The 21,353-nt window shown below is 34.5% G+C and carries 16 protein-coding genes and 3 pseudogenes; 14 read left to right on the forward strand and 5 right to left on the reverse strand.

Annotation, left to right across the window (positions count from 1 at the left end; translation table 11 throughout):
• On the reverse strand, window positions 1–203 hold a 203-nt coding region (locus F6K23_RS25300; RefSeq protein ID WP_293160958.1), incomplete at its 3' end, for a hypothetical protein.
• A 541-nt stretch (window positions 204–744) separates the two neighbouring features.
• On the opposite strand from F6K23_RS25300, the pseudogene F6K23_RS25305 reads away from it, so the two are divergent.
• Window positions 745–954: pseudogene (locus F6K23_RS25305) on the forward strand (helix-turn-helix domain-containing protein); the annotation flags it as partial.
• Here the strand turns inward: F6K23_RS25305 and F6K23_RS25310 are convergent.
• On the reverse strand, window positions 894–1,076 hold the full coding sequence (locus F6K23_RS25310; RefSeq protein WP_293161054.1) for a hypothetical protein: 183 nt from the start codon (window positions 1,074–1,076) through the stop codon (window positions 894–896). The pseudogene F6K23_RS25305 and the gene F6K23_RS25310 overlap by 61 nt on opposite strands.
• On the reverse strand, window positions 1,051–1,383 hold the full coding sequence (locus F6K23_RS25315; RefSeq protein WP_293160960.1) for a hypothetical protein: 333 nt from the start codon (window positions 1,381–1,383) through the stop codon (window positions 1,051–1,053). Before F6K23_RS25315 ends, F6K23_RS25310 begins: the two co-directional genes overlap by 26 nt.
• A gap of 635 nt (window positions 1,384–2,018) precedes the next feature.
• Here F6K23_RS25315 and F6K23_RS42925 point away from each other — a divergent pair.
• Window positions 2,019–2,379, forward strand: a pseudogene (locus F6K23_RS42925) (transposase); the annotation flags it as partial.
• Between the two features lie 217 nt (window positions 2,380–2,596).
• Here the strand turns inward: F6K23_RS42925 and F6K23_RS25325 are convergent.
• A complete protein-coding gene (locus tag F6K23_RS25325; RefSeq protein WP_293160962.1) occupies window positions 2,597–4,966 on the reverse strand; it encodes an IMS domain-containing protein in 2,370 nt (789 codons plus the stop codon).
• Window positions 4,967–5,655: 689 nt separating this feature from the next.
• On the opposite strand from F6K23_RS25325, the gene pdhA reads away from it, so the two are divergent.
• Entirely contained in the window at window positions 5,656–6,687 is a 1,032-nt protein-coding gene (gene pdhA / locus F6K23_RS25330; protein ID WP_293160964.1) for a pyruvate dehydrogenase (acetyl-transferring) E1 component subunit alpha, read from the forward strand.
• A gap of 1,473 nt (window positions 6,688–8,160) precedes the next feature.
• Here pdhA and F6K23_RS25335 read toward each other — a convergent pair.
• Window positions 8,161–8,301, reverse strand: coding sequence for a zinc ribbon domain-containing protein (locus F6K23_RS25335; RefSeq protein ID WP_293160966.1), 141 nt, complete (start codon window positions 8,299–8,301; stop codon window positions 8,161–8,163).
• A 179-nt stretch (window positions 8,302–8,480) separates the two neighbouring features.
• Here F6K23_RS25335 and F6K23_RS25340 point away from each other — a divergent pair, with 179 nt between their 5' ends.
• The 11 genes and pseudogenes from F6K23_RS25340 to F6K23_RS25380 all read left to right on the forward strand — a co-directional run bounded on the left by F6K23_RS25340 (window position 8,481) and on the right by F6K23_RS25380 (window position 21,150).
• Window positions 8,481–9,716, forward strand: coding sequence for an HhoA/HhoB/HtrA family serine endopeptidase (locus F6K23_RS25340; protein ID WP_293160968.1), 1,236 nt, complete (start codon window positions 8,481–8,483; stop codon window positions 9,714–9,716).
• A gap of 417 nt (window positions 9,717–10,133) precedes the next feature.
• Window positions 10,134–10,295 (forward strand): annotated as a pseudogene (locus F6K23_RS42130) (tripartite tricarboxylate transporter permease); the annotation flags it as partial.
• 140 nt (window positions 10,296–10,435) lie between these two features.
• The gene (locus F6K23_RS42135; RefSeq protein ID WP_367267814.1) at window positions 10,436–10,606 is read left to right on the forward strand and encodes a tripartite tricarboxylate transporter permease; all 171 of its coding nucleotides are present in this window, start codon (window positions 10,436–10,438) and stop codon (window positions 10,604–10,606) included.
• A gap of 24 nt (window positions 10,607–10,630) precedes the next feature.
• Window positions 10,631–10,819 (forward strand): hypothetical protein, encoded by a 189-nt coding sequence (locus F6K23_RS25345; protein ID WP_293160970.1) that lies wholly within the window; start codon window positions 10,631–10,633, stop codon window positions 10,817–10,819.
• 839 nt (window positions 10,820–11,658) lie between these two features.
• The gene (def, locus tag F6K23_RS25350; protein WP_375340781.1) at window positions 11,659–12,192 is read left to right on the forward strand and encodes a peptide deformylase; all 534 of its coding nucleotides are present in this window, start codon (window positions 11,659–11,661) and stop codon (window positions 12,190–12,192) included.
• Window positions 12,193–12,978: 786 nt separating this feature from the next.
• Entirely contained in the window at window positions 12,979–13,548 is a 570-nt protein-coding gene (locus tag F6K23_RS25355; protein ID WP_287325423.1) for a TerD family protein, read from the forward strand.
• Between the two features lie 639 nt (window positions 13,549–14,187).
• Window positions 14,188–14,760, forward strand: coding sequence for a TerD family protein (locus tag F6K23_RS25360; RefSeq protein WP_124154805.1), 573 nt, complete (start codon window positions 14,188–14,190; stop codon window positions 14,758–14,760).
• A 203-nt stretch (window positions 14,761–14,963) separates the two neighbouring features.
• Window positions 14,964–15,119 (forward strand): hypothetical protein, encoded by a 156-nt coding sequence (locus F6K23_RS25365; RefSeq protein WP_293160975.1) that lies wholly within the window; start codon window positions 14,964–14,966, stop codon window positions 15,117–15,119.
• A gap of 581 nt (window positions 15,120–15,700) precedes the next feature.
• Complete coding sequence (locus tag F6K23_RS25370; RefSeq protein ID WP_287325419.1) at window positions 15,701–16,303, forward strand: TerD family protein; 603 nt, start codon at window positions 15,701–15,703, stop codon at window positions 16,301–16,303.
• A 2,762-nt stretch (window positions 16,304–19,065) separates the two neighbouring features.
• Window positions 19,066–20,673: an adenylate/guanylate cyclase domain-containing protein gene (locus tag F6K23_RS25375; RefSeq protein ID WP_293160977.1), complete on the forward strand. Its 1,608-nt coding sequence runs from the start codon at window positions 19,066–19,068 to the stop codon at window positions 20,671–20,673.
• 138 nt (window positions 20,674–20,811) lie between these two features.
• A complete protein-coding gene (locus F6K23_RS25380; protein WP_293160979.1) occupies window positions 20,812–21,150 on the forward strand; it encodes a protein kinase in 339 nt (112 codons plus the stop codon).
• Window positions 21,151–21,353: the final 203 nt, after the last annotated feature.

Here is a 21,353-nt window from a genome sequence, read left to right on the forward strand (position 1 = left end):
AACAGGGCGGATGGAATTTCACCACCAAGGTAATAAGAGTTATTCACAAGTCGAGGTGATCCTCCTGTATTGACTTGGAATGGCCATTTATACCCAGTTTCCTGGTTTAGTGGCCAACGAGTCGCACTATTCCCAAGTATCCCAAAAATGTGGGATAATACTAATGAATGCAAGTAGGAACAAGGTTTGTCCCATAGACTCAATGCTTGTAGGGGTGAAACTCCTGTCGGGAAGAAACTAGTAGGATAGTTCTACCAAGACGCTTGGCACAGACAAGCAGGCAGCAAGGATAGGGATTTATAGCTTACTCCTTGAGTAAAACCACTCTGAAAGTGAGACAAAAGTAAGGGCGATGTATGCGACATTCGGAGTCAGCACACTTTGAGTCTGTAGGTGGTTTTTGACTACCACCACTGGAAAAAATTTAATCAAGTCCAGTGACAGCTAGTAGCTTTTCAGAATCGTGTTTTTAAACCGATTCGGATGGGACTACTTAGAATCACCCGTACTTTAGTCGGGTGAGAAGTCAAATTTAGGAATTATCTCAACTATTGATTATTCAAACGACAATTATATTATGGCTAATTTGGCCTTAGTTTGACATTTCTCCTAACGTAATTTATCTTAATGTTGGCTTTTATACCCGCGCTCTCCTGTAAGGGAGCGTCCTATGGGAATGCCAATTAATATTGCGGTTTTACACATAATATGTTAAATATTAAAAGTCTTACAAGCAAGTATTAGATGGTCGAAAAAGCCTACAAATTTAGGTTTTACCCTACTCCGGAGCAGAAAAATTTGCTGCGGAGGACTTGAGGATGTGTACGACTGATATACAACAAAGCTTTAGCGACTAGAACTCAAGCCTGGTATGAACATAAGGAAAGAGTAAGCTACAAGCAAACTTCAGCTATGCTTACTAACTGGAAAAAAGAGGAGGACTTACATTTTCTGGTAGTCCTGCATGGTAATGGTGAAGATATATCTTTATTTAATTTCTCCCGCACTCCCCATCCCCCCATCTCCCCATCTCCCCATCTCCCGCACTCCCTATCTCCCCACAAACTCTCTACCATTACTATGCACCACCACCCATTTTCTTTCTGAAGTAAGGTGAAAAATTATTGAGCGATCGCGACAGACTTCTAGGGAAAGCCTCACACTAATCAGACCAAAAATAACTAGATTTGAACCATTTATGAACCGGATTAATCTGAAATAGTTATCATTGGTAAATTTGCTGGTAGTCCTGCATGGTAATGGTGAAGATATATCTTTTTTAATTTCTCCCGCACTCCCCATCCCCCCATCTCTCAATCTCCCCATCTCCCGCACTTCCAATCTCCCCACACACTCTCTACCATTACTATGCACCACCACCAATTTGCTTATTTTTAATAACAAAGCTTTGTAAATTTTGATTTCAATTGATATAAATATACAGGAAAAATTTGAAATTTCTGTTTTTAATAAAGCCTCCACTCTGAAAATCCAATCCTCCTATAGTTTCTAGGATATATATGGTGTTTGACGAGACTATTTATCAAGTCACCATCAGGGCGAAAAAGATTTACAGCGCTTTTCGCTCTTGATGAACCACATCTTCACAAGCAAAATCCTGTAGGGACGTTCCATGGAACGTCCTTACTGTGGTCTACCCAAATGAAAACCGCTGTAATGTATTAGTGGGAGTTACACAAAATAGGATTATAAAATAGTCTCAAATATATATAGGTAGAGAATTTGACGCAAAAAAGGTATAAATCTTTAACAAGCAAAGGTTACAGCCATTGTTAGGGCATTGACGTAATTCCCTGATCTAGACTGATATCATGTCCGGTAGCATCGTTTGTGTATAAAATCAAGGTGACAATTGTAGAAAAGCTTCTGCCTCCAGCCTCCAGCTCCCGCTGCCTTCCTTCCACCAAAGTCTAATTATTCAACCGGACATGATATGACTCTTCCTGAGGAATGCTAAGCAAACAGGCATTTTTCTACCATAAAATGTGTAAGTACCATTAGCAGCATTAAATGCCATAACTCATGAAGTTATTATAGTAACAAATGATACTTATATCACAGCGACATAAGTATGTGACTTTTTCAAAAAGTTAGCAGAATTGAAATTAAGTATTCCCGTAACTTTAATGTTAGATAATGTTCAATATCAGGCATTGTCAAGTAGTGAAAGAGTTAGCTAAAAATTTAGGTATTGAGTTATTATATCTACCACTGTATTTTCCTAACTTAAATTTAATAGAGAAACTTTGGAAGTGGGTGAAAAAGAAATGTTTATATGGTCAATATCATGAAAGTTTTTCTGATTTTCAAGAGTCTATCTCGACTGCTATATCTCACAAACATCTGAGTTATAAAAAATAAATACAATCCTTACTAACTCTGAAATTTCAGACTTTCAAAAAAACTCAGATTATGACCTTCTAAAGTATAAAATCAAGTAGGTAGACATAAATAAACCTTAAAATGAAGAATCTGAAAATGAAGTCAGAAGGCAGTTTTGAACCTTATTTTCAATATTTTGAATTGCCATCGCTATGTTACGGATAATTAAACCCACCGACTTACGACTTAAAAATTATTTGAGTATATTCCAATCACGAATTTTCCATTTTCCATCTTGACGAACCAAGTCGTAACGAACAAGCAAGTTATCATTTTGAGAATTGGTTAATCTGTCATTATCATAAAACTCTACCTTTTCTCTAACTTGAGCATCCACTTGAGCTTGGTTAGCATTTGTGTTGCTCATATTTAAATTTTTTATTTCTAAACTATGCTCATACTTTCGGTAAGATTTCTCTCGCTTCAAAGCATTAGCTGTAGGTAACCAACGTTCAAGTGCTGGATCTAGGAGAATATTTTGTAATTGCTCAGTTTGATGATTAGGACCTAGAGCTGTAGCCTTAGTATCTAACCAACTTTGAATAGCTATGCGTGCGATTTCTTCTGTAATTGGACCTGATCCTGTGAGACTGTCCTGATTAAGTTCTGGAATTTCCAATGGAGGTCTATCCAGTTGTACAATTGGTTGTTCCCTGCCTAAGCCCAAAGCATTTGCTAACCAGCCAATAGTTTTTATGGCCACAAACCCAATCAATCCTATTGCTAATAATCCCAAAACTGCTATTAATATTAAACGACCAATCTTAACAGGTTCTCTTCTAGTTGATGTTCTGCGTGGACTTTGCTCAGGCATTGATTGGGGTAATTCTTTACTACCCACTGACATATTTTCATTTAACTGAGGCAAACGACTTCTACCCTTTTCTCCAATTCTCCCTGAATAGCGACTATAGCTCAAGGAATTTCCTTGTTTTTGTATATCTATAGAAGATGATTTATATGTTTCTTGAGGTGACTGATAAGAACTAGTTTCTAGTTGATTTGAAGTTCCTGTGCTAGTTGAGGCCATAGTGGCAGTAGCAGCGTTACCCACACTAGAGATACGTTTTTGTTCCAAATCTAAGGCTGAAGATTGGTCTGTTTCTTTTTGATAGAATGTCTCTTCTGTATCACGACTACGACGGGGTTGAACAACTACCCATTGATTAGTTGCTTCTGCTTCGGCAGGCAAAGCTTCTAGATAAGCTTGAACGTGCTGATCGGCAAAATAGTCTTTCAAAGAAGCTGACTTGTCAGATAAGTCGCGGAAATGTGGAAAGACTTCCTCCGTCAACCAATGTTCAGCATAGAGACACAAACCTGGTAGTAAATCTGGAGATTCTTGAGAATTTTCTTTAATAAAGGATAAAGGTTCGTGTTCCTGGCTTAGTTCTAAGGATCTACTAGCCTCTTCAGTTTGTCCTAAAAGTAATGAACAGACAGCTTTCTCTAGATTGACATCTTGACTCCTACCCAATTGTATCAGCATAAACTTAGCTTTACGAATTAAGGCTGGTTGTTTTTGGGCAAACCCTTGAGCTAAAAAAGTATAAACTGCTAAATATGTACCAACGGCAGAAGGACGATGAGCTTCAGACTCAAATAATTTCTTTTGTTCTGCCATGGTTAAATAGTGACGTAGCTGCTGAACAAACTTCAGAAAATCTTCAACCCCTAATCCAGATTGATCATTACCTTGACCATCAATTCCTCCTCTTTCATTCAACATATCTTGAAGAATTTCTAACCCACGGCGACGGTCTAATGCTTTTTCTTCTGGTAGTTCGACTAATTCCATTATTCTATAAGGACGTAGCTTATAGAGGTCAGCTTGTATCTCTCCTCTAATTTGGACAAATAGGTTTTCTCGTAGCAATAATCCCTGACCTGCTTCTAAAGCTGTTGCCGCACTTTCATATTGTCCTTGTTGCCATTGCTCTCTACCTAATTCTAAATTTGCTAAAGCAACCGTTAGGGCAATATCTGGTAGAACTAATACTGGATCTCCAAAACGCCCATCTTTGACAGCAATACTATTATTGATTAGGTAGGGACGAGTCAGCTTTAAGATCAACTCATATTCTCCTAATTCCTGTAAAATTAAGAGAGCACCCACAAACTGTCTATCTTCTATTTCTATACTGGGAGTGTTAGGGTCAAACTCATGGGTAACTGGATTTTCTCTACCGTGAGAGCTTATCCCTCTTGTTAAACGCCTAGGAGCTACTTTTGGAGGGATTTCTTCTGTTTGTTGAAGTTTTGTTTCTTTTTCTTCTTCTTGTTGTACTTTTTCCAGATTTATCTCAGAACCTGGACTTACTTGTTCTAATTCCGGACCGTAGGTTTTACTCAGAAAACTACCATCGTATGTTTGCCGTTGTTCTAGGTCAGACAGAATAGCATAAGCTTCGTCTACAAGTTGTTTGCGGGCAACTATTGTCGCCTCCGAATACTCTCTTCTCGGAAACTGCTGAGTGCGATCACGATGTGCCTGTCGTAACTGTTCGACAGTAGCCTGAATTGGTAAACCCAAAATTCGGTAATAATCTAATGGAATCCGCACAGTGCACTTCCTCAAAGGCGAGTTAATATAATTTACTATAATTAGCTTATTATGTTAGCCGATAATATCCGATATTGCTAACTAAATTTAGAAAGATTTTCGTCACTTTACCAATCTTTTCGACCACCTCTTAGCTAAAGCACGAGGAATAGTTGGAACAATAACCATTTTGAAAATATTCAAACAGAAATATTCACAATTCCTGATTATCTTTATCTGTTTTATCTGTAATAAAGATAAACTATAATAATATGTAGGTTCAAAAACTTAGACCCCAGAGCCACAATCTTACATAAGTTTTGATTGTAATGTTTAAGTACGCCCCGTAGTTTGGAGTCGGCTAGAATACATGAGTTTTTTATAGTATCTTCACTACTTTATTTTTAATTCTAGCATCTTAAATTACTTAAGGAGCCAAATCCTACCCCTATATTTAGGTTTTATCAAGTCTTAATCATATCATATAGCGCTATTGTTAAGACAAACATATTATTTTTTATCTCTTCTTTAAAGCAAAGGGTCTTTCAAACTTTATGGCACTTTATCGGTAAAAAGCTAGTTACATTTGTTTGCTCTAATACGCAATTCTCCTATAAACTACTAAATATAAATTCATTGGAGCCTTTTATTAAACCTTTAACTTGTAATATAAGATTTATTACTAATAATACTAACTTAGGATAGATAAAATGATCCAAGAACGTACATTACCTACTTTTGATACCAATAGTATAAAAATTTCTAAAGAAGAAGGATTAGTACTATACGAAGATATGGTTTTAGGGCGCTTGTTTGAAGATAAGTGTGCTGAAATGTATTATCGAGGTAAAATGTTTGGCTTTGTTCATCTTTATAATGGGCAAGAAGCCGTTTCTTCTGGTGTGATTAAAGCTATGCGCCAAGATGAAGATTTTGTTTGCAGTACTTATAGAGACCATGTTCACGCCTTAAGTGCTGGTGTACCTGCACGGGAAGTTATGGCTGAATTATTTGGTAAAGCTACAGGTTGTTCTAAAGGTCGTGGTGGGTCAATGCATATGTTCTCTGCTGAACATAATTTATTGGGAGGTTATGCTTTTGTTGCTGAAGGCATTCCTGTAGCTACTGGGGCAGCTTTTCAGAGTAAATATCGTCGGGAAACCATGGGGAATGAAGCTGCTGACCAAGTGACGGCCTGTTTCTTTGGAGATGGAGCTTGTAATAATGGCCAGTTTTTTGAATGCCTTAATATGGCCACTTTGTGGAAACTACCAATTATTTATGTAGTGGAGAATAATAAGTGGGCAATTGGTATGGCTCACGAACGGGCTACTTCTGAACCTGAGATTTATAAGAAAGCTCATGCCTTTGGTATGGTAGGTGTGGAGGTTGATGGTATGGATGTATTGGCAGTACATTCTGCAGCTCAAGAGGCTGTTGCCAGAGCTCGTGCTGGTGAAGGACCTACTTTAATTGAAGCTTTGACTTATCGATTCCGAGGACATTCTTTGGCTGACCCTGATGAATTACGGGATAAGGAAGAAAAGGAATATTGGTTTTCTCGTGACCCGATCGAGCAATTTACAGCTTATCTGACAGAACATAATTTGGCGGATGTTGCAGAGTTAAAAGCAATTGATCAAAAGATTGAAAATTTGATTGCTGAAGCAGTTGAGTTTGGTACAGGTAGTCCAGAACCTGGAGCGGATGAACTCTATCGCTACATTTTTGCTGAAGATTAATTAACTGAATTATTGACTTAGTTTATCCTCAAGCTATACTGTCAAATTTTAGTTGTCGGGTTTCTCATAAATTTTGCAAAAAAACACTTGATTTATATGTGGAAACCCGAAATATTTAGATCGATTCAAGGCTTTTTTATTGGTAATTTAAAATTAAATTTATAGCAACTTTATTGTAGTAAACAAGTAGTTATTTTTACAGTTTATTTCTTGAGATTAAAAGGGTTAGATGGACTAATATTACTGTTTCTACAGGAATACTTGATAATCATTCAGATATTTCATAATTCAGAAGTCAGGAAAAAAAATTATTTTGAATAAAACTTTTTTGAATAAAATTTTGGCGTTAAATTTATATCTGGTCATCATTTTTTTTAATTAATAAGCAACCATTAAATAAATCATAGGTGTATGCAAAAATAATATGAAACGGATTTCTATAAAAACAACCGGATATTTTTTTGAGGGATAGTAAATATACGAAAGGTCAATAGAGAGATAATAGTAGATTAATTAATATGTAAATTAGTAAGTAGTCATGGAAAATTACTTGCATATTTAATGAGCGAGTTAAATAAGTAGACAAAATCATTTTGAGATTTTTATATCTATGACTCAAGTATATAACTATGTTGTTCTTACCGAATAATTAAGGTTTAAAGCCTCTCCTTTTAAGGAGAAAAGTGGTCGAGGGATGGCGATGTCTCGGAGCCATATCCAATCGACCAAGAGAAAAGAAAAATTTTTCCTTTTAGTCAATCCTCTTCTTTCCAAGAAGAGGTAATTATTAATTATTAATTGTTGAACTACTCCCTACTAACAAATATTAAATGTAATTTGGCACAAGTACTTGTGATAATTATTTGATAAAAATCGACTAATTGAAAGTTAAACCTTGAATTTTAATAACCTTATTTACGCTAACTTAGTTAGAGTTTAATATGTGTTTTAACTAGCTATCAGCTATTAGATATCAGCCTAAAAGTTTGTGCATGTAATTAGGCATCAGTTTGGGAAGTATTCCGTTATCAAACGTTGTTTTAAGTCTTAAATATAAAATTTTATCCCTCGCAGATATTGTAAGTATTTAACCTTTATTTCTCTTTTTCCTTATGTGTTGCTGAATCAAGCTATGAAATATAAATTTGGCAAAATCTAAAATCCTTTTCAGTTAATAGTTAGGCGTTCTTGATAGCAATGTGGAGCATTATCCCCATTAAAGAAAAATCAGCAAAGCCCTTAATCCAATTCAATCAAACATCTAAAATCATTCGTCACTGTGCAACGTCCAATAGACAGATAGGGTGCGGATATAAACTGATAATGATCCTTAGACAGGGAAATGTTTTTCCCACTGTTCCCTGTTCCATGTTCCTATTCCTATTCCCTATTATAGGTGTGGAATCAGTGACATCTCCCACACTAAGCTGACGCTATAGCGTGAGATTCTCGTTTCGTAGCCCTGCCATTGCATCAGGCTCCACGAGCTTTAAGAACGGAATGCCCTGCCGCCCTATTTTTGATATTTGCAACCCCATTCAAGTCGCGGTCCATTACAATACCGCAATGCGGACAAGAATAAGTTCTTTCTAACCTTAAATAACCGGATGTCATTTTCGATCAATGTTAAATTTAACATATCGCTATCTTATTTAAACATTCAGCAGTAAAAAATAAGTAATAAACCCCAGAGGTATTGTAGGAAAAATTAAAGAAAAATTATTCATCAGGAAGCTAAACCCCGATTATTCATTCTTAACAGACGAACCAATTACAAACATAAACAAATAACAATGAAAAGAACCACAGACAAAGTATTTTGGCAACAACCTTTAACCTATCTATTAATACTGGCAGGAGCTGGAGGAGCATTGTTGGGCCAACGCATCATATTCCCACAGACAACTAGCTCTTCGGAAAATTCAACACAGATCGTTCAATCATCTTCTAATAATTATGGTATTCCTAACTCAGAAAACTCTAATTGGTTACCAGTTAGAGCACCTATTTCCAATGGTAACTTTATTGTAGATGCAGTCCAAAAAGTTGGTCCGGCAGTAGTTAGGATTAATGCTTCTCGAACATTCAGTCAACGACCTAATATGTTTGGTCGAGGAATACCAGAAGATTTCTATGGTTATGAACCTCCCTCACGTTCTGGACCAGTTGAGCGAGGTACTGGTTCTGGTTTTATCATTAGTTCTGATGGTAATATCCTCACTAATGCTCATGTTGTAGAAGGTTCAACGACTGTGGAAGTTGTCCTTAAAGATGGCCGTCGTTTACAAGGTAGAGTTTTGGGCACAGACTCTATAACTGATGTAGCTGTGATTAAAATTGATGCTAATAACCTTCCTAGCGTAACTGTGGGAGATTCAAATAACCTGCAACCTGGAGAATGGGCGATCGCTATTGGCAACCCTCTAGGTCTAGATAATTCTGTAACAGTTGGTATTATTAGTGCTACGGGTCGTTCTAGTAGTGATGTGGGTGTCCCAGATAAGCGAGTAGGATTTATTCAGACAGATGCTGCGATTAATCCTGGTAATTCTGGTGGCCCTCTACTTAATCAAAATGGTGAGGTGGTTGGCATTAATACAGCTATTATTGATGGCGCTCAAGGCTTAGGATTTGCAATTCCTATTAATAATGCTCAACAAATTGCTCAACAATTAATTAAGGGGGGTAAAGCAGAACACGCTTATTTGGGTATTGCGATGCAAACTCTGACACCGGAACTTAGGCAAGAACTCAACCGAAACTTAAATACAAATATTCAGTTATTCAACGACCAAGGGGTATTAATTATGCAAGTTGTACCTGGATCTCCTGCGGATAAAAGTGGTTTACAACCAGGAGATATAATTCAAAGAATTGACAATCAAACTATTACTGAATCTGAAAATGTACAACAAATTGTTCAGAATAAAACGGTGGGTAGTTTGTTGGAATTGGAAGTTAATCGTAATGGTCAGAACTTAAGTTTTCAGTTGCGTACTGGTAACTTACCATCTCGATTAAGAGGATAGTTTAGAGGTTATTTGGGCTTTGTTGCGGTAGTTGTACATTTTAATAGACATCTCCAGAAACTAAATTTTAGTCTAGTAATTGCAAAGGTTTGAGATTGATTTTCCTAGATGTCTAATGTTAGTAGTCCATTGTAATTATTTTGGTAATAGGGCAAGGCAGTGGGAGCATTTTGCTCCCGTTCTAGGAATTGCTAGTTGTCACCCATCTACTAAGTAGAACATGGTAAATTTTGGGCGCTATGTATCAAATTGTAAATTAGCTCAAAAGTTTATATTCAATGGCTTTAGGGGTTTTTGGATTAAATACGCAACGTCTTTATTTTTAGCTTGCTCGACTTAATTATTTGGTAATCTTTACTCACCCAAAAGAAAATTGACACCAGAAATATTTTTGTGAAATGAAAGGAACAAACTTTTGGTAAAGGAGATTTTCGGGGTTTAGCTGCCCCAGAAGCAGCTAATAATGCAGCGGCGGGGGGAGCTTTTGTCCCCATACTGACTTTAGGAATTCCAGGTAGTGGTACTACTGCTATTTTACCGAAAAATTGTGGGTATGCGCCTCCCCTTTTAAGGGGATAATAAGCGGTCGAGGGATGGCGAGGAAACCTGCGCCATATCCAATCGACTCCTGTGAAAAAAAATTTTCATGAATTTGTCAATCCTCTTCAATTCATGGAGAGGTAATTATTCATTATTCATTATTCATTATTAATTGTTGAATGGGTGCATTATTATTCTATAATATTCAGCCCAGTCCAATGTTATTTACCCAACAGCCGGAAATTGCTGGAGGACTAATTGTTTCAATGTATATAGGGAACTTAATGTTGTCGTTCCTAAATCTTTATTTGGTAGGTTTGTTTGCTCGTATTTTGCTCTTGCCTAATTGACTGCTATTCCAGGTACTAGCAGTAATGGCATTTATTCAGGTTTTCTCTATCCACGGTAGTATTCTGTCTATTTTGTTAATGTTAGCCATCGGAGTCTTTGGTTATTTATTGCGCAAATTACAATATTCTTTGACACCTTTTCTCTTAAGTTTTGTCCTAGGTGAATTAATGGAAGAAAATTTGCGTCGGGCACTTGCTATTAGTGGTGGCTAAATCAGCATTATATTTCAGAATCAAATTTATCAAAGTCTTTGGATGCTTACTTTTAGTATGGTAATACTATTGTCAATTGTGAGACTTCTTCTTAAGCGAAGGAAATTATTTTCGGAGACTTCCAAGTAATAAGAGTAATTGCTTAAACAGTAATAATTCAGGTATTAGCTCGTCAGCTTTTCCTACGGAATACTACACAAAAAGCTTTTCGGTTGGTCATTTCAGTTATCAGTTATCAGTTATCAGTTATCAGTGAACCTCCGACTAAAGTCGGAGGCTTGAAATACTGAGTTAAATATTTTTTCATCCCCTTAAAAGGGGAGGCACATACCCTCATTTTTTGGTAAAAAAGCACCAAGTAATTAATCAGGAAGATTAGCTAATTTGCTTTGAAAGTAACTTTTAATTTTCGCTCAATTTTTCAACTCTGATTCTTCCTTCAAAGGTAATTTTTTGGTAGTCCTGCATAGTAATGGTAAATGTGGATGAACGACGCCTAGGAAGGGAGCAAGATGCTTCCATTTCCCTTCCCATTGACCAAAATAATTACAATAGACCATCATTACAATGCCCCACTACCAACTTTTTAATACCTGACGGCTGAATACTTACCTCAAACAGAAAAAGTGGCCTTTGAATTTATTTACCATTTTAACCCTATACCTATAGAAGCTTATATAATAAACATAGACTTGAATAAATTTTAAAACTATAACGTCTCAGATAAGTAGTTTGAAATACTCATAAATCTGTAAGTTGTGAAAAAGTAGGGAGTAGAGGAATCAATAAAAAATATTTATTCCCTTTTTTTTTGATGAAAATTAGTAGAGGAAAAAATTATGGAAGTATTACAAGTAGCTCAGTTAGGCAATGAAATATTACGACGTCAAGCTCAACCTGTTAATAATATTTGGGATAAAAATTTACAGCAAATAATTGATAATTTAATTGCCACAGTAATTGAAACAAATGGTGTGGGAATTGCTGCTCCACAAGTTTCAATTAGCGATCGCTTATTCATTGTTGCATCTCGACCCAATCTCAGATATCCAAATGCACCCAAAATGGAGCCAACAGCTATGATTAACCCTAGATTAATATCTCATTCAGAAGATAGAGTTAAGGGGTGGGAAGGTTGTTTAAGTGTGCCAGGAATTAGGGGTTTAGTACCAAGATATAGAGTCATAAATGTAGAATACACTAATCGAGAGGGAAAACTGCAAAGACAAGAATTAACGGATTTTGTTGCTAGAATTTTTCAACATGAATACGATCATCTAGAAGGTCTAGTATTTTTAGATCGTGTGGAAAGTACTACAGATTTAATGACAGAAGATGAATATCAGAGAAAAATCATTCAATCAAGGAATTAGGAGGTAGGAATTAAGGGGAGATTGGTGGAGTTTTCAGCAAAATATTTATAAGCGAAAAGAAGGAAAATAAATCATTATTTATATGGAATAAACTGTCAAGACCTAACCTATAATAAGAATGACAAAATTTCTATAGCAATCAGAAATCATATCTGATAATTTGACTATTCCTTAACTATCTAGTATTGAGCGCTTTTTCTTTTGATAGGATACAGTTTTTTTCTTTCTTCCCTATTCTCTGTTCTCTGTTCCTTAAAAATCTATAATTGATCACAATTAAAATAAGATTTATATCTATAATCATAGTTGAAAATAAATTATCATTGGTTCAATGTGCAATCCCAATTTTCCTTGATGGTCAAACCAATTTTTCCCTTTATAGCAGGCTTTTACTAGAAAAAATCAATGTAGGAATACTTCTTGAAAATGGTATAATTTATTCTAGGATTTGCTGAAAAAAATGTGAACGATAACTCTTAAAAAATTGACTAAGTGAAACTTGAGGTATTTCATAATCGCAAAACCAAGAAAATTTTTGAAGATCAAACAGTCCAGTAATAGGGTTGAACTAACGATAAAACTTTTCTCTGGTCCCGATCCTAATCAGAGAAATTTTTTGGCAGATACTATTTAGGTTTTCATGTCATTACCAAATAGTAAAGGTTGGTTTGAATCAGACTTTTGTCATAATTAGACATCTTAATTAAAATTTGGTTGTAATCGTTTTCCGTAATCATAGTTGTGCTAGTTGTAGTTAAAAATAGTAAATAAATCGAGGAAATATTTATGAGTATTAATCTTAGTAAAGGTGAAAGAGTTAGTCTGTCTAAAGAAGCACCTGGAATGAAAAAAGCTGCTGCAGGTTTAGGATGGGATGTAAATGTCTCAGATACAGGTTCAGATTTTGACCTTGATGTTTCTGTGTTTATGTTAGGAGCAAGTGGCAAAATTCCTCAAGAGAAATATTTTGTTTTTTATAATAACCTTAAATCTGCTGATGGTTCAGTAGAGTCTATGGGAGATAGTCGGACAGGAAAAGGAGAGGGAGATGATGAGACTGTAACTGTAGATTTATCAATGGTTGATTCGACAATTGAAGAAATTATTTTTGTTGTCACTATATATGAAGCAGACAAAAGAAGACAAAACTTCGGGCAAGTAAGAAATTCTTATATCAGAATTTATGATGGGGACACTCAAGAAGAGATAACTAAGTATGAACTAGAAGAAGATTTTTCTAGGGAAACAGCTATAGAGTTTGGGAAATTGTATAAAAAAAATGGTGAATGGAAATTTCAAGCAGTGGGAGAAGGTTATAACTCTGGTTTAGAAAGTTTTGTACAGAAATATACTTAATTGATTAAGTAACAAACTGTTTAAAAATTAACAATTACCTCTCCTTTCCTTAAAATGAAAAGGATTGATTAAAAAGATTTTTTCTTTTTTTCTCCTTGATAAGGAGAGGCTTTAAAACTGAATTATTCAGTAACAGTAAATGTTGAATTAGTATTTTGGATAAGAGAGTAATTTTGATGTAATCTCAAATATCCAATCTGTAATGAGTCAAAAAATATTCCGCTCCAATAGAAGTCGGTAAAATATGCTCAAAAAATTGAGAGGCAAATCAATAAATATTTCTCTAAGTTAACTCAAAAAATCATCAAATTAAAGACAGATACTAGGAGTCAGCAGTGAGAATAAATAAATGATATATCTTAAGCTTCTGTCACAGAGTTTAGAGCAACTAAATTAATTTATGAATCAAGGTCAGAATATCTTTTTACTATTTTACTATTTGATAATCCTAACGGCTATAAGACACAAACTAACATAAAAAAGGTGTCTTGCTCAAGGATTTAAATTGATTTATTTTGCCTTCCTAATTTTCATGTTATTTTCTCAACTGTACATCCATAAATTATTCCGATACTGAAAAATATCAATTATCACCTTAAAAAATTTTTGAAACTGTTTAGTCATAAAAGAGGGCAATAAATGTCTGTTAAACTTAGCAAAGGTCACAGAATTAATCTTTCTAAAGATGCACCAGGTCTAGCAAAAGTAGGTATTGGTTTAGGTTGGGATGTTAATCCTACTGATACAGGTGTAGAATTTGACTTAGATGCTTCTGTATTTATGTTAGGAGATAATGGTAAAATCCCTGAAGATGAATACTTTATTTTCTACAATAATTTAAAATCACCAGATAGTGCAGTAAAGCATTGGGGAGATAATAGAACTGGCGAAGGAGAAGGAGATGATGAAACAATAGAAGTAGATTTAACTAATGTTAATTTTAGTATTCAAGAACTACTTTTTGTTGTGACTATCCATGATGCAGAAAAAAGAAGACAAAACTTTGGGCAAGTTAAAAATTCGTTTATTAGAGTTTACAATTTGGAGACTCAAGAAGAAATAACTAAGTATGAATTAGAAGAAGACTTTTCGAGAGAAACTGCAATAGAATTTGGTCGTCTCTATAAAAAAAATGATGAATGGAGATTTCAAGCTGTGGGAACAGGATATAACGCAGGTTTACAAACTTTTGTAGAGAAATATGTTTACTAATAACTATAAATAGTACTTTCAATTTTGGTTTTGCTATAGGTAAAACCCAAAACTTGGAAAATTAAAGTTTAAATATTGGTAGTGGTAAACAAGTAATAATTTTTCTCGTCTACCTTCTGATAATTAAAGGGATTTAGCAACTAATATCTTTACATATTTAGGTAGTTATAAATATTTTGTTGTTAGGTGAAAAATAAAAAATAGTGGTTATTAAACTAGAAAAAACTGGAGAATTTCATAATATAAACTTAGGCAAATATGACAGTATTAACCCTGTTATAGTTCATGTTAATTTGAATTGGGAAGCTATTACAAATAATCAAAGTGGTTGGATAGGAGAAATCTATGGTATTGATTGAACTTGGGACAAATTACCTAATGATGTCAGCTGTTATTACCTCAGCTCCAATTAAAAGAAAGCGGTCGATCTTCGGAGCTTCCCGTAGGGTGGGATTACGTTAGCGTTTGCGATAGCATTCCGCTAGGAAAGCGGCTCTGTCAATCTTCGGGTCTCCTCGCCATATCCAATCGACCAAAAGAGAGGATGGATTTCGGTTTCTTTCCTACTCAGAGTTTTTTCCACTAGAAGTCTCCCCCTACCCCCTCTACCATTACTATGCACCACTAGATTATTTTTTTTGTTTCATATATGAAGCTGCTGAAGATTTTAAGTCAGTACGCGGAAGAATGTTCTTGAAAATCAGTAATGATAAAGAAGTCTATCTAGAATTGAATAATCCAAACAATAATTGTAGTTTTTGTGTAGCAGCTTAAACAATTTAATTTAACTATATTATAGTGTTTGAGATACAATAAATCCTCAAATCCAGATAGCAAAATAAACACTAGAAAGCTGACTTTTGACGGTTCATTGCTATAACCGAAAAACCAGATTAACTAAATTGAAAAATTTTAATACTTTATAAAGGGTACTAAATACATGACTATTAAACTCGAAAAAGGACAAAAAATTGTACTTAATAAAAGTGAATACGATCTATCACGACTGACAATGGGTCTAGGATGGGATGTTGCTAAATCTGCAAGTGGTTTAGCTGGTTTATTCGGTAATAGATCGGATTTTGACCTTGATGGTTATGCCATTTTATTAGAAGAAAATGATCAACTCAAAAACTATAAAGAAGATGTAATTTATTATGGTCATTTAGAATCTAAAGATAAGACAGTAATTCATTCAGGAGATAATCTGACTGGAGAAGGAGATGGAGATGACGAACAAATAATTTTGAAACTTAATTCTATTCCTGAAAAATACCAAAAAATCATCCTAGCGGTAAGCATTTATCAAGCTAAAGAAAGGAAGCAACAATTTGGGATGGTAGAAAATGCTTTTGTTAGAGCTGTTGATCATAAAGGAATTGAAATAGCAAAATATACATTATCTGGTAATGGTACTTATCAGGGCAAAATATCAATGTTAATGGGAGCTATTTATCGAGATAACACAGTGTGGAAATTTACTGCTTTGGGCGATCCTTTAGATAGTGATATGAATGGTGTAGTAGGTTCATTTCTGAAATAAGTTTAGTCATATAGCAGAAGGAGGAAGGAAAAATCTTGCGTTGTCTGAGTTTTAAGCTTTTGATCTGTCCTAACCTTTGCTTCGACTGCTATACTTACTCAATTTGACAATAAACTGTAAGCATTCAGCTATTAGCTGTCAGCTATCAGCAATAAGACCCCGCTTTTTTCAACAATTAATAATGAATAATGAATAATGAATAATTACCTCTCCATGAATTGAAGAGGATTGACAAATTCATGAAAAATTTTCTTCACAGGAGTCGATGGTCGGACAGCTCCGATACCTCGCCATCCCATCCTAGGTCATGCTGCGCAAACGACCGCTTATTATCCCCTATCCAAGGGGAGGCGCATACCCACAATTTTTCGGTAATAATTTAATTCTCGCTCAATTAGACTCTGCTCTTACAGAGGTTTTCATTTCGGTAGAACATAGTAGGGGGGAATGGCCATAAATCCCCTACAGGGTTTTGGTGATGACAATGTGGTTCATCAATCAGCAAAAGCACTGTAAGGAATGGATTTTAAATAAAGCTTTTATTTCAACAATTAATAATGAATAATGAATAATGAATAATTACCTCTCCATGAATTGAAGAGGATTGACAAATTCATGAAAATTTTTCTTTACAGGAGTCGATGGTCGGACAGCTCCGAGACCTCGCCATCCCATCCTAGGTCATGCTGCGCAAACGACCGCTTATTATCCCCTATCCAAGGGGAGGCGCATACCCACAATTTTTCGGTAAAACGAAAAGCAATAGCTGATGGCTGATTGCTGCCAGCTGAATGCTTACAATAAACTATTATAAAATTAAAAAAACCAGTATTTGTTAGAAGCTAAAATACTGGTTTTTTTCAATAGGATTTTAATATTCATCGGATTTCCGTAAATTATACTAAATCTGGTTATCAAAAATAAACATCTCCAGAAAAGAGGCAACAGGCAGCAGCGGTGCGACCCCGCGTCGGTGTCAGACACACCTGGTAGCGCACCAAGAGAGGCAACAGGCAACAGGGAGAAATAATTGATAATTTATGGATAAGAATTGATTTTATTTTTGATTTTTACTAGATGTCTAATACTTTATAGGATGTAATTATACCAAATTTAAAAAGCGTTTCGGTCCGGAATGCTCCGCAAACAGCGAGAGAGCGTTTAGCATTCAGCTTTTAAGAAGGGGATTTCAACCCCTCCTAAAATTAAACGACAAGCTAGAAGTCGGGGATTTCAAACCAAGCTTTTAGACGTCTTTTTTATGTGGACTATTCGCGCTGACTGCTAGTAGCTGATAACTGACAGCTAGTTAATGTATTTTGCTACATCTTCTTGGAAGTAGGGAGTAGGTCATTTCAGTTATCAGTTATCAGTTATCAGTTATCAGTGAACCTCCGACTGAAGTCGGAGGCTTGAAATACTGAACTAAATATTTTTTTCATCCCCTTAAAAGGGGAGGCACATACCCTCATTTTTTGGTAAATAACGAATAAGATATCTTTACTTCATATAAATAATTCTAAAAAAATCACTGAACCTGACTTATTACTTAATAACTGAAGTGTTCAATAACTATCACATTATTTTTAGGGATTGGTATTAAATACTCTCCCTATCTCTCTATCTCCCTATCTCCCTATCTCCCTATCTCCCCATCTACCCTACACCGATAAAAGGATACTAATTTAATATTATTTATGAGACTAGGGAATAGAGGACAGAGAATAGAATAGGGGTTTGTAATATAAAATCTAAATCTTTTGAACTGCATATCTGAAAAATTTTCAGATATATAGTCATTTAACTTTAGATTGAGACAAAGCTTTCTTGCTATGAGGGAGTTTCAGAGGAAAAAACGTTTCATTTTTAAGTTAAACTACTATATATTTTAATTAAATAATATTGAGTGGCAAATTAATTTTGGTAAAACTGCATCAAGTTTTAGCGATGGTATTGAAAATATGTTGTGTATTTTTACCAATTATACCAGTTTGAAAAAAGAATGCTTAAAAAGTGCATCTCGATCAGATATGCTTAACAATAGCTTATCCAGTTAATTTTAGATGCTTATCTCTATTGTTTTCCCTTTATTTTCAATATTTATCCCTTCTTCCTTCTTGCTTATTCCTTATTTATTACTTATAATTTTTGTAAAAAACGTTGATCAAATTGGTATTATAGAGCTTCATATTTTACGGAAGTACGCTGTATTTTCTCTATGTTCCTAATTCCAATTTTCTGCTCAAATCGAAATTAAGATGAGGTCAAAAAAAATTGTTTAATCTTTTTGCTCTATTCCATATTCCTTCTCGCAAATATTTTCGATTTAATTTGACTTATATCAAGTCCAGTAACATCATTGTAAGGAAGAAGAAAGAAGGAATAAGGCTTAAAAGCCTGAAAAAAACTTAAATTTCCTGTAGATATTTACCCTTGGGTTTACACAAATGATAAAGTGCGGACATGATATTACTTATTTATCTATATATTTACTATAGACATCCTCAATAGGTTATAAAAAATCAAGGTATATAGAGGAAATTTCGACTAAGTTTTAGACTTACTTTCTCAAATTAATATTTTTTCAAAGACTATTTAGAGTCTTTATATATACAAGATTTGTAAAACTTACTTAATATCAATAAAAAGTCTGAAACTCTTACCCCAGTTAAACTATTCCCTAATTCCCAGATATTTTCTGCATAACTATGTCGAGGACTGCTATATATTTAATTAATCATACTTTTTAGGAGGTACAGTAAATGCCTTATTTCATCTATGCTCCAGATACTGGCAATGAAAAAGTATATGAATTACCCACAGGTGAAATTACTATTGGTAGAGAAAGAGATAATATTATTGCTATTACTCACGAAACAAGTGTTTCCCGTCATCATGCACAAGTTGTAATTTCTCAAGATAGCGTTAATATTGTCGATCAAAATAGTAGTAATGGTACTTTTGTTAATGGAATTAAAATTGATAGTTGCATACTCAAAGAAGGAGATTTAATTCATTGTGGAAATGCAATTTTTAAATTTGTTACTAATTCTAGTCAAGCACAAGATATAGGTCCAACAAATATTGTTAAGCAATACTCACAAGAGTTTATTCCCACTGAGTTAAACGAATTATTAGACCAGCAACAAGATGATTCATTATCAGTGCTTAAACTGAAGGAAAAAGATAGTAATCTCCAAGGAGTAAACAAATTAAAAATTTTGTTGGAAGTAAGCAAACAGCTTTCTTCTCCCACTGAACTAGAAATATTGCTAGAAAAAATTCTTGAACTTCTATTTCAGATCATCAAAGTAGACCGAGCCGTCATTCTTTTAGTGAATGAAACAACTGGAGAACTTGAACAAAAAGCAGTAAAAGGAAAAGAAGGCATTACGACTAAAGGTCGATTTTATAGCAAAAATATTACTAATTTTGCTCTCGAAAAAGGTACAACTTTTTTGACCACAAATGCTTGTCTCGATCAGCGCTTCGATAATCCAGAATCAATTGTTTCTCAATCAATTCATGGAGCAGTTTGTATACCCCTCAAACCTAGAGATAAAATTATCGGAGTATTATATGCCGATAATTTATCATTATCAAATGTTTATTCTGATGAAGATGTCGAATTTCTGACAGGTTTAGCTAATCAAGCAGCGATCGCTATAGAGAATACTCAACTTTATAATAAGATACAAGTAGAAGCAATTATCCGAAATAAATTAGAGCGCTTCTTTCCCATAACTGTAGCTAGAAAACTTAAAGAAACAGAAAAATTAGAAATAATTGATACAGAAGTAACTGCTTTATTTTCTGATATTAGTGGCTTTACAAAAATGTCTTCAACAATGGAGCCACGCCAAATAATATCTATGCTGAATGAATATTTTAAAATTATGGTAGAAGATATTGTTTTTAGGTATGAAGGAACTCTAGAAAAATATATTGGAGATGCTTTATTTGCTATTTGGGGTGCTCCTTATCAAACTGCTAATGATGTAGAAAAAGCGATAAAAGCAGCAATTGATATGCAGTGGGCTGTTCGTAGTTTAAATAAGCAGAGAGAAAAACGTCATCAAGAACCAATTGCTATTCATATAGGAATTAATTCTGGTAAAGTAGCAGCTGGAAATATTGGTTCAGAAAAATTAATTCAATACGCAACTATTGGCGATACTACTAATGTTACTAGCCGAATATGTAGTGAAGCAAAATCTGACGAAATTATGATTAGTCAAACTACTAAAGAAAAACTTACAGAACATAATTTTCCCTTAGAAAAAATTCCACCAGTTATGGTTAAAGGAAAGGAAAAACCCATACAACTATATCGTTTACTTTGGCAACAAGTACCATCAGAACTTGGTTAAAAATAATTACTAAATCAGTTTTATTTTTGAGAATTAAATTTTTAATATCTCTGAAATATTTATGAATATTCTCAATAGTTATTGTAAAAATGAATAGTATAGTATTAATGTAGATAAAGCTTTAAGTATCAAGAAATATTGGCCTTTGTTCATCAGCAAAAAGTTATTCACAGAGATATTAAACCTGCGAACCTAATCAAGCGTAAAAAATACAATAAAATGCTTCTAATTGATTTTGGGGCTGTTAAAGAAGTAACTCAGCAAGGGACAAAAGTTACAGGGGAAGAAACTAGCTTTACGGTTGCCGTTGGATATCCTGGATATATGCCCAACGAACAACAAGCTTTTAAGCCTCGTTATAGTAGTGATGTCTATGGAGTAGGGATAGTTTATTTGCAGGCCTTAACAGGTTTGCCTCCCAATCAGCTACCTCAAGATGAGAGTGGTGAATTTAATTTTCCTTTCATTGCAAGGTAAAACTACATATTGATGTAACCAAGAGTTAACTAAGAATATTGCTAATACCAATTTAAAAAAACAATTGCTCCAACTGGTTTAGCAGCGATCGCTATGAATAAATCACAATATACTCCCATTTGTCCCATGCAAGGATTTGCTAATCTATCCTCTTTAATAGCGGGACTTTAGTGAAAAAATAGTAAAAAAAAGGGTATATATTA

Source organism: Okeania sp. SIO2C9, from assembly GCF_010672455.1.
Classification (GTDB): Bacteria; Cyanobacteriota; Cyanobacteriia; order Cyanobacteriales; family Microcoleaceae; genus Okeania.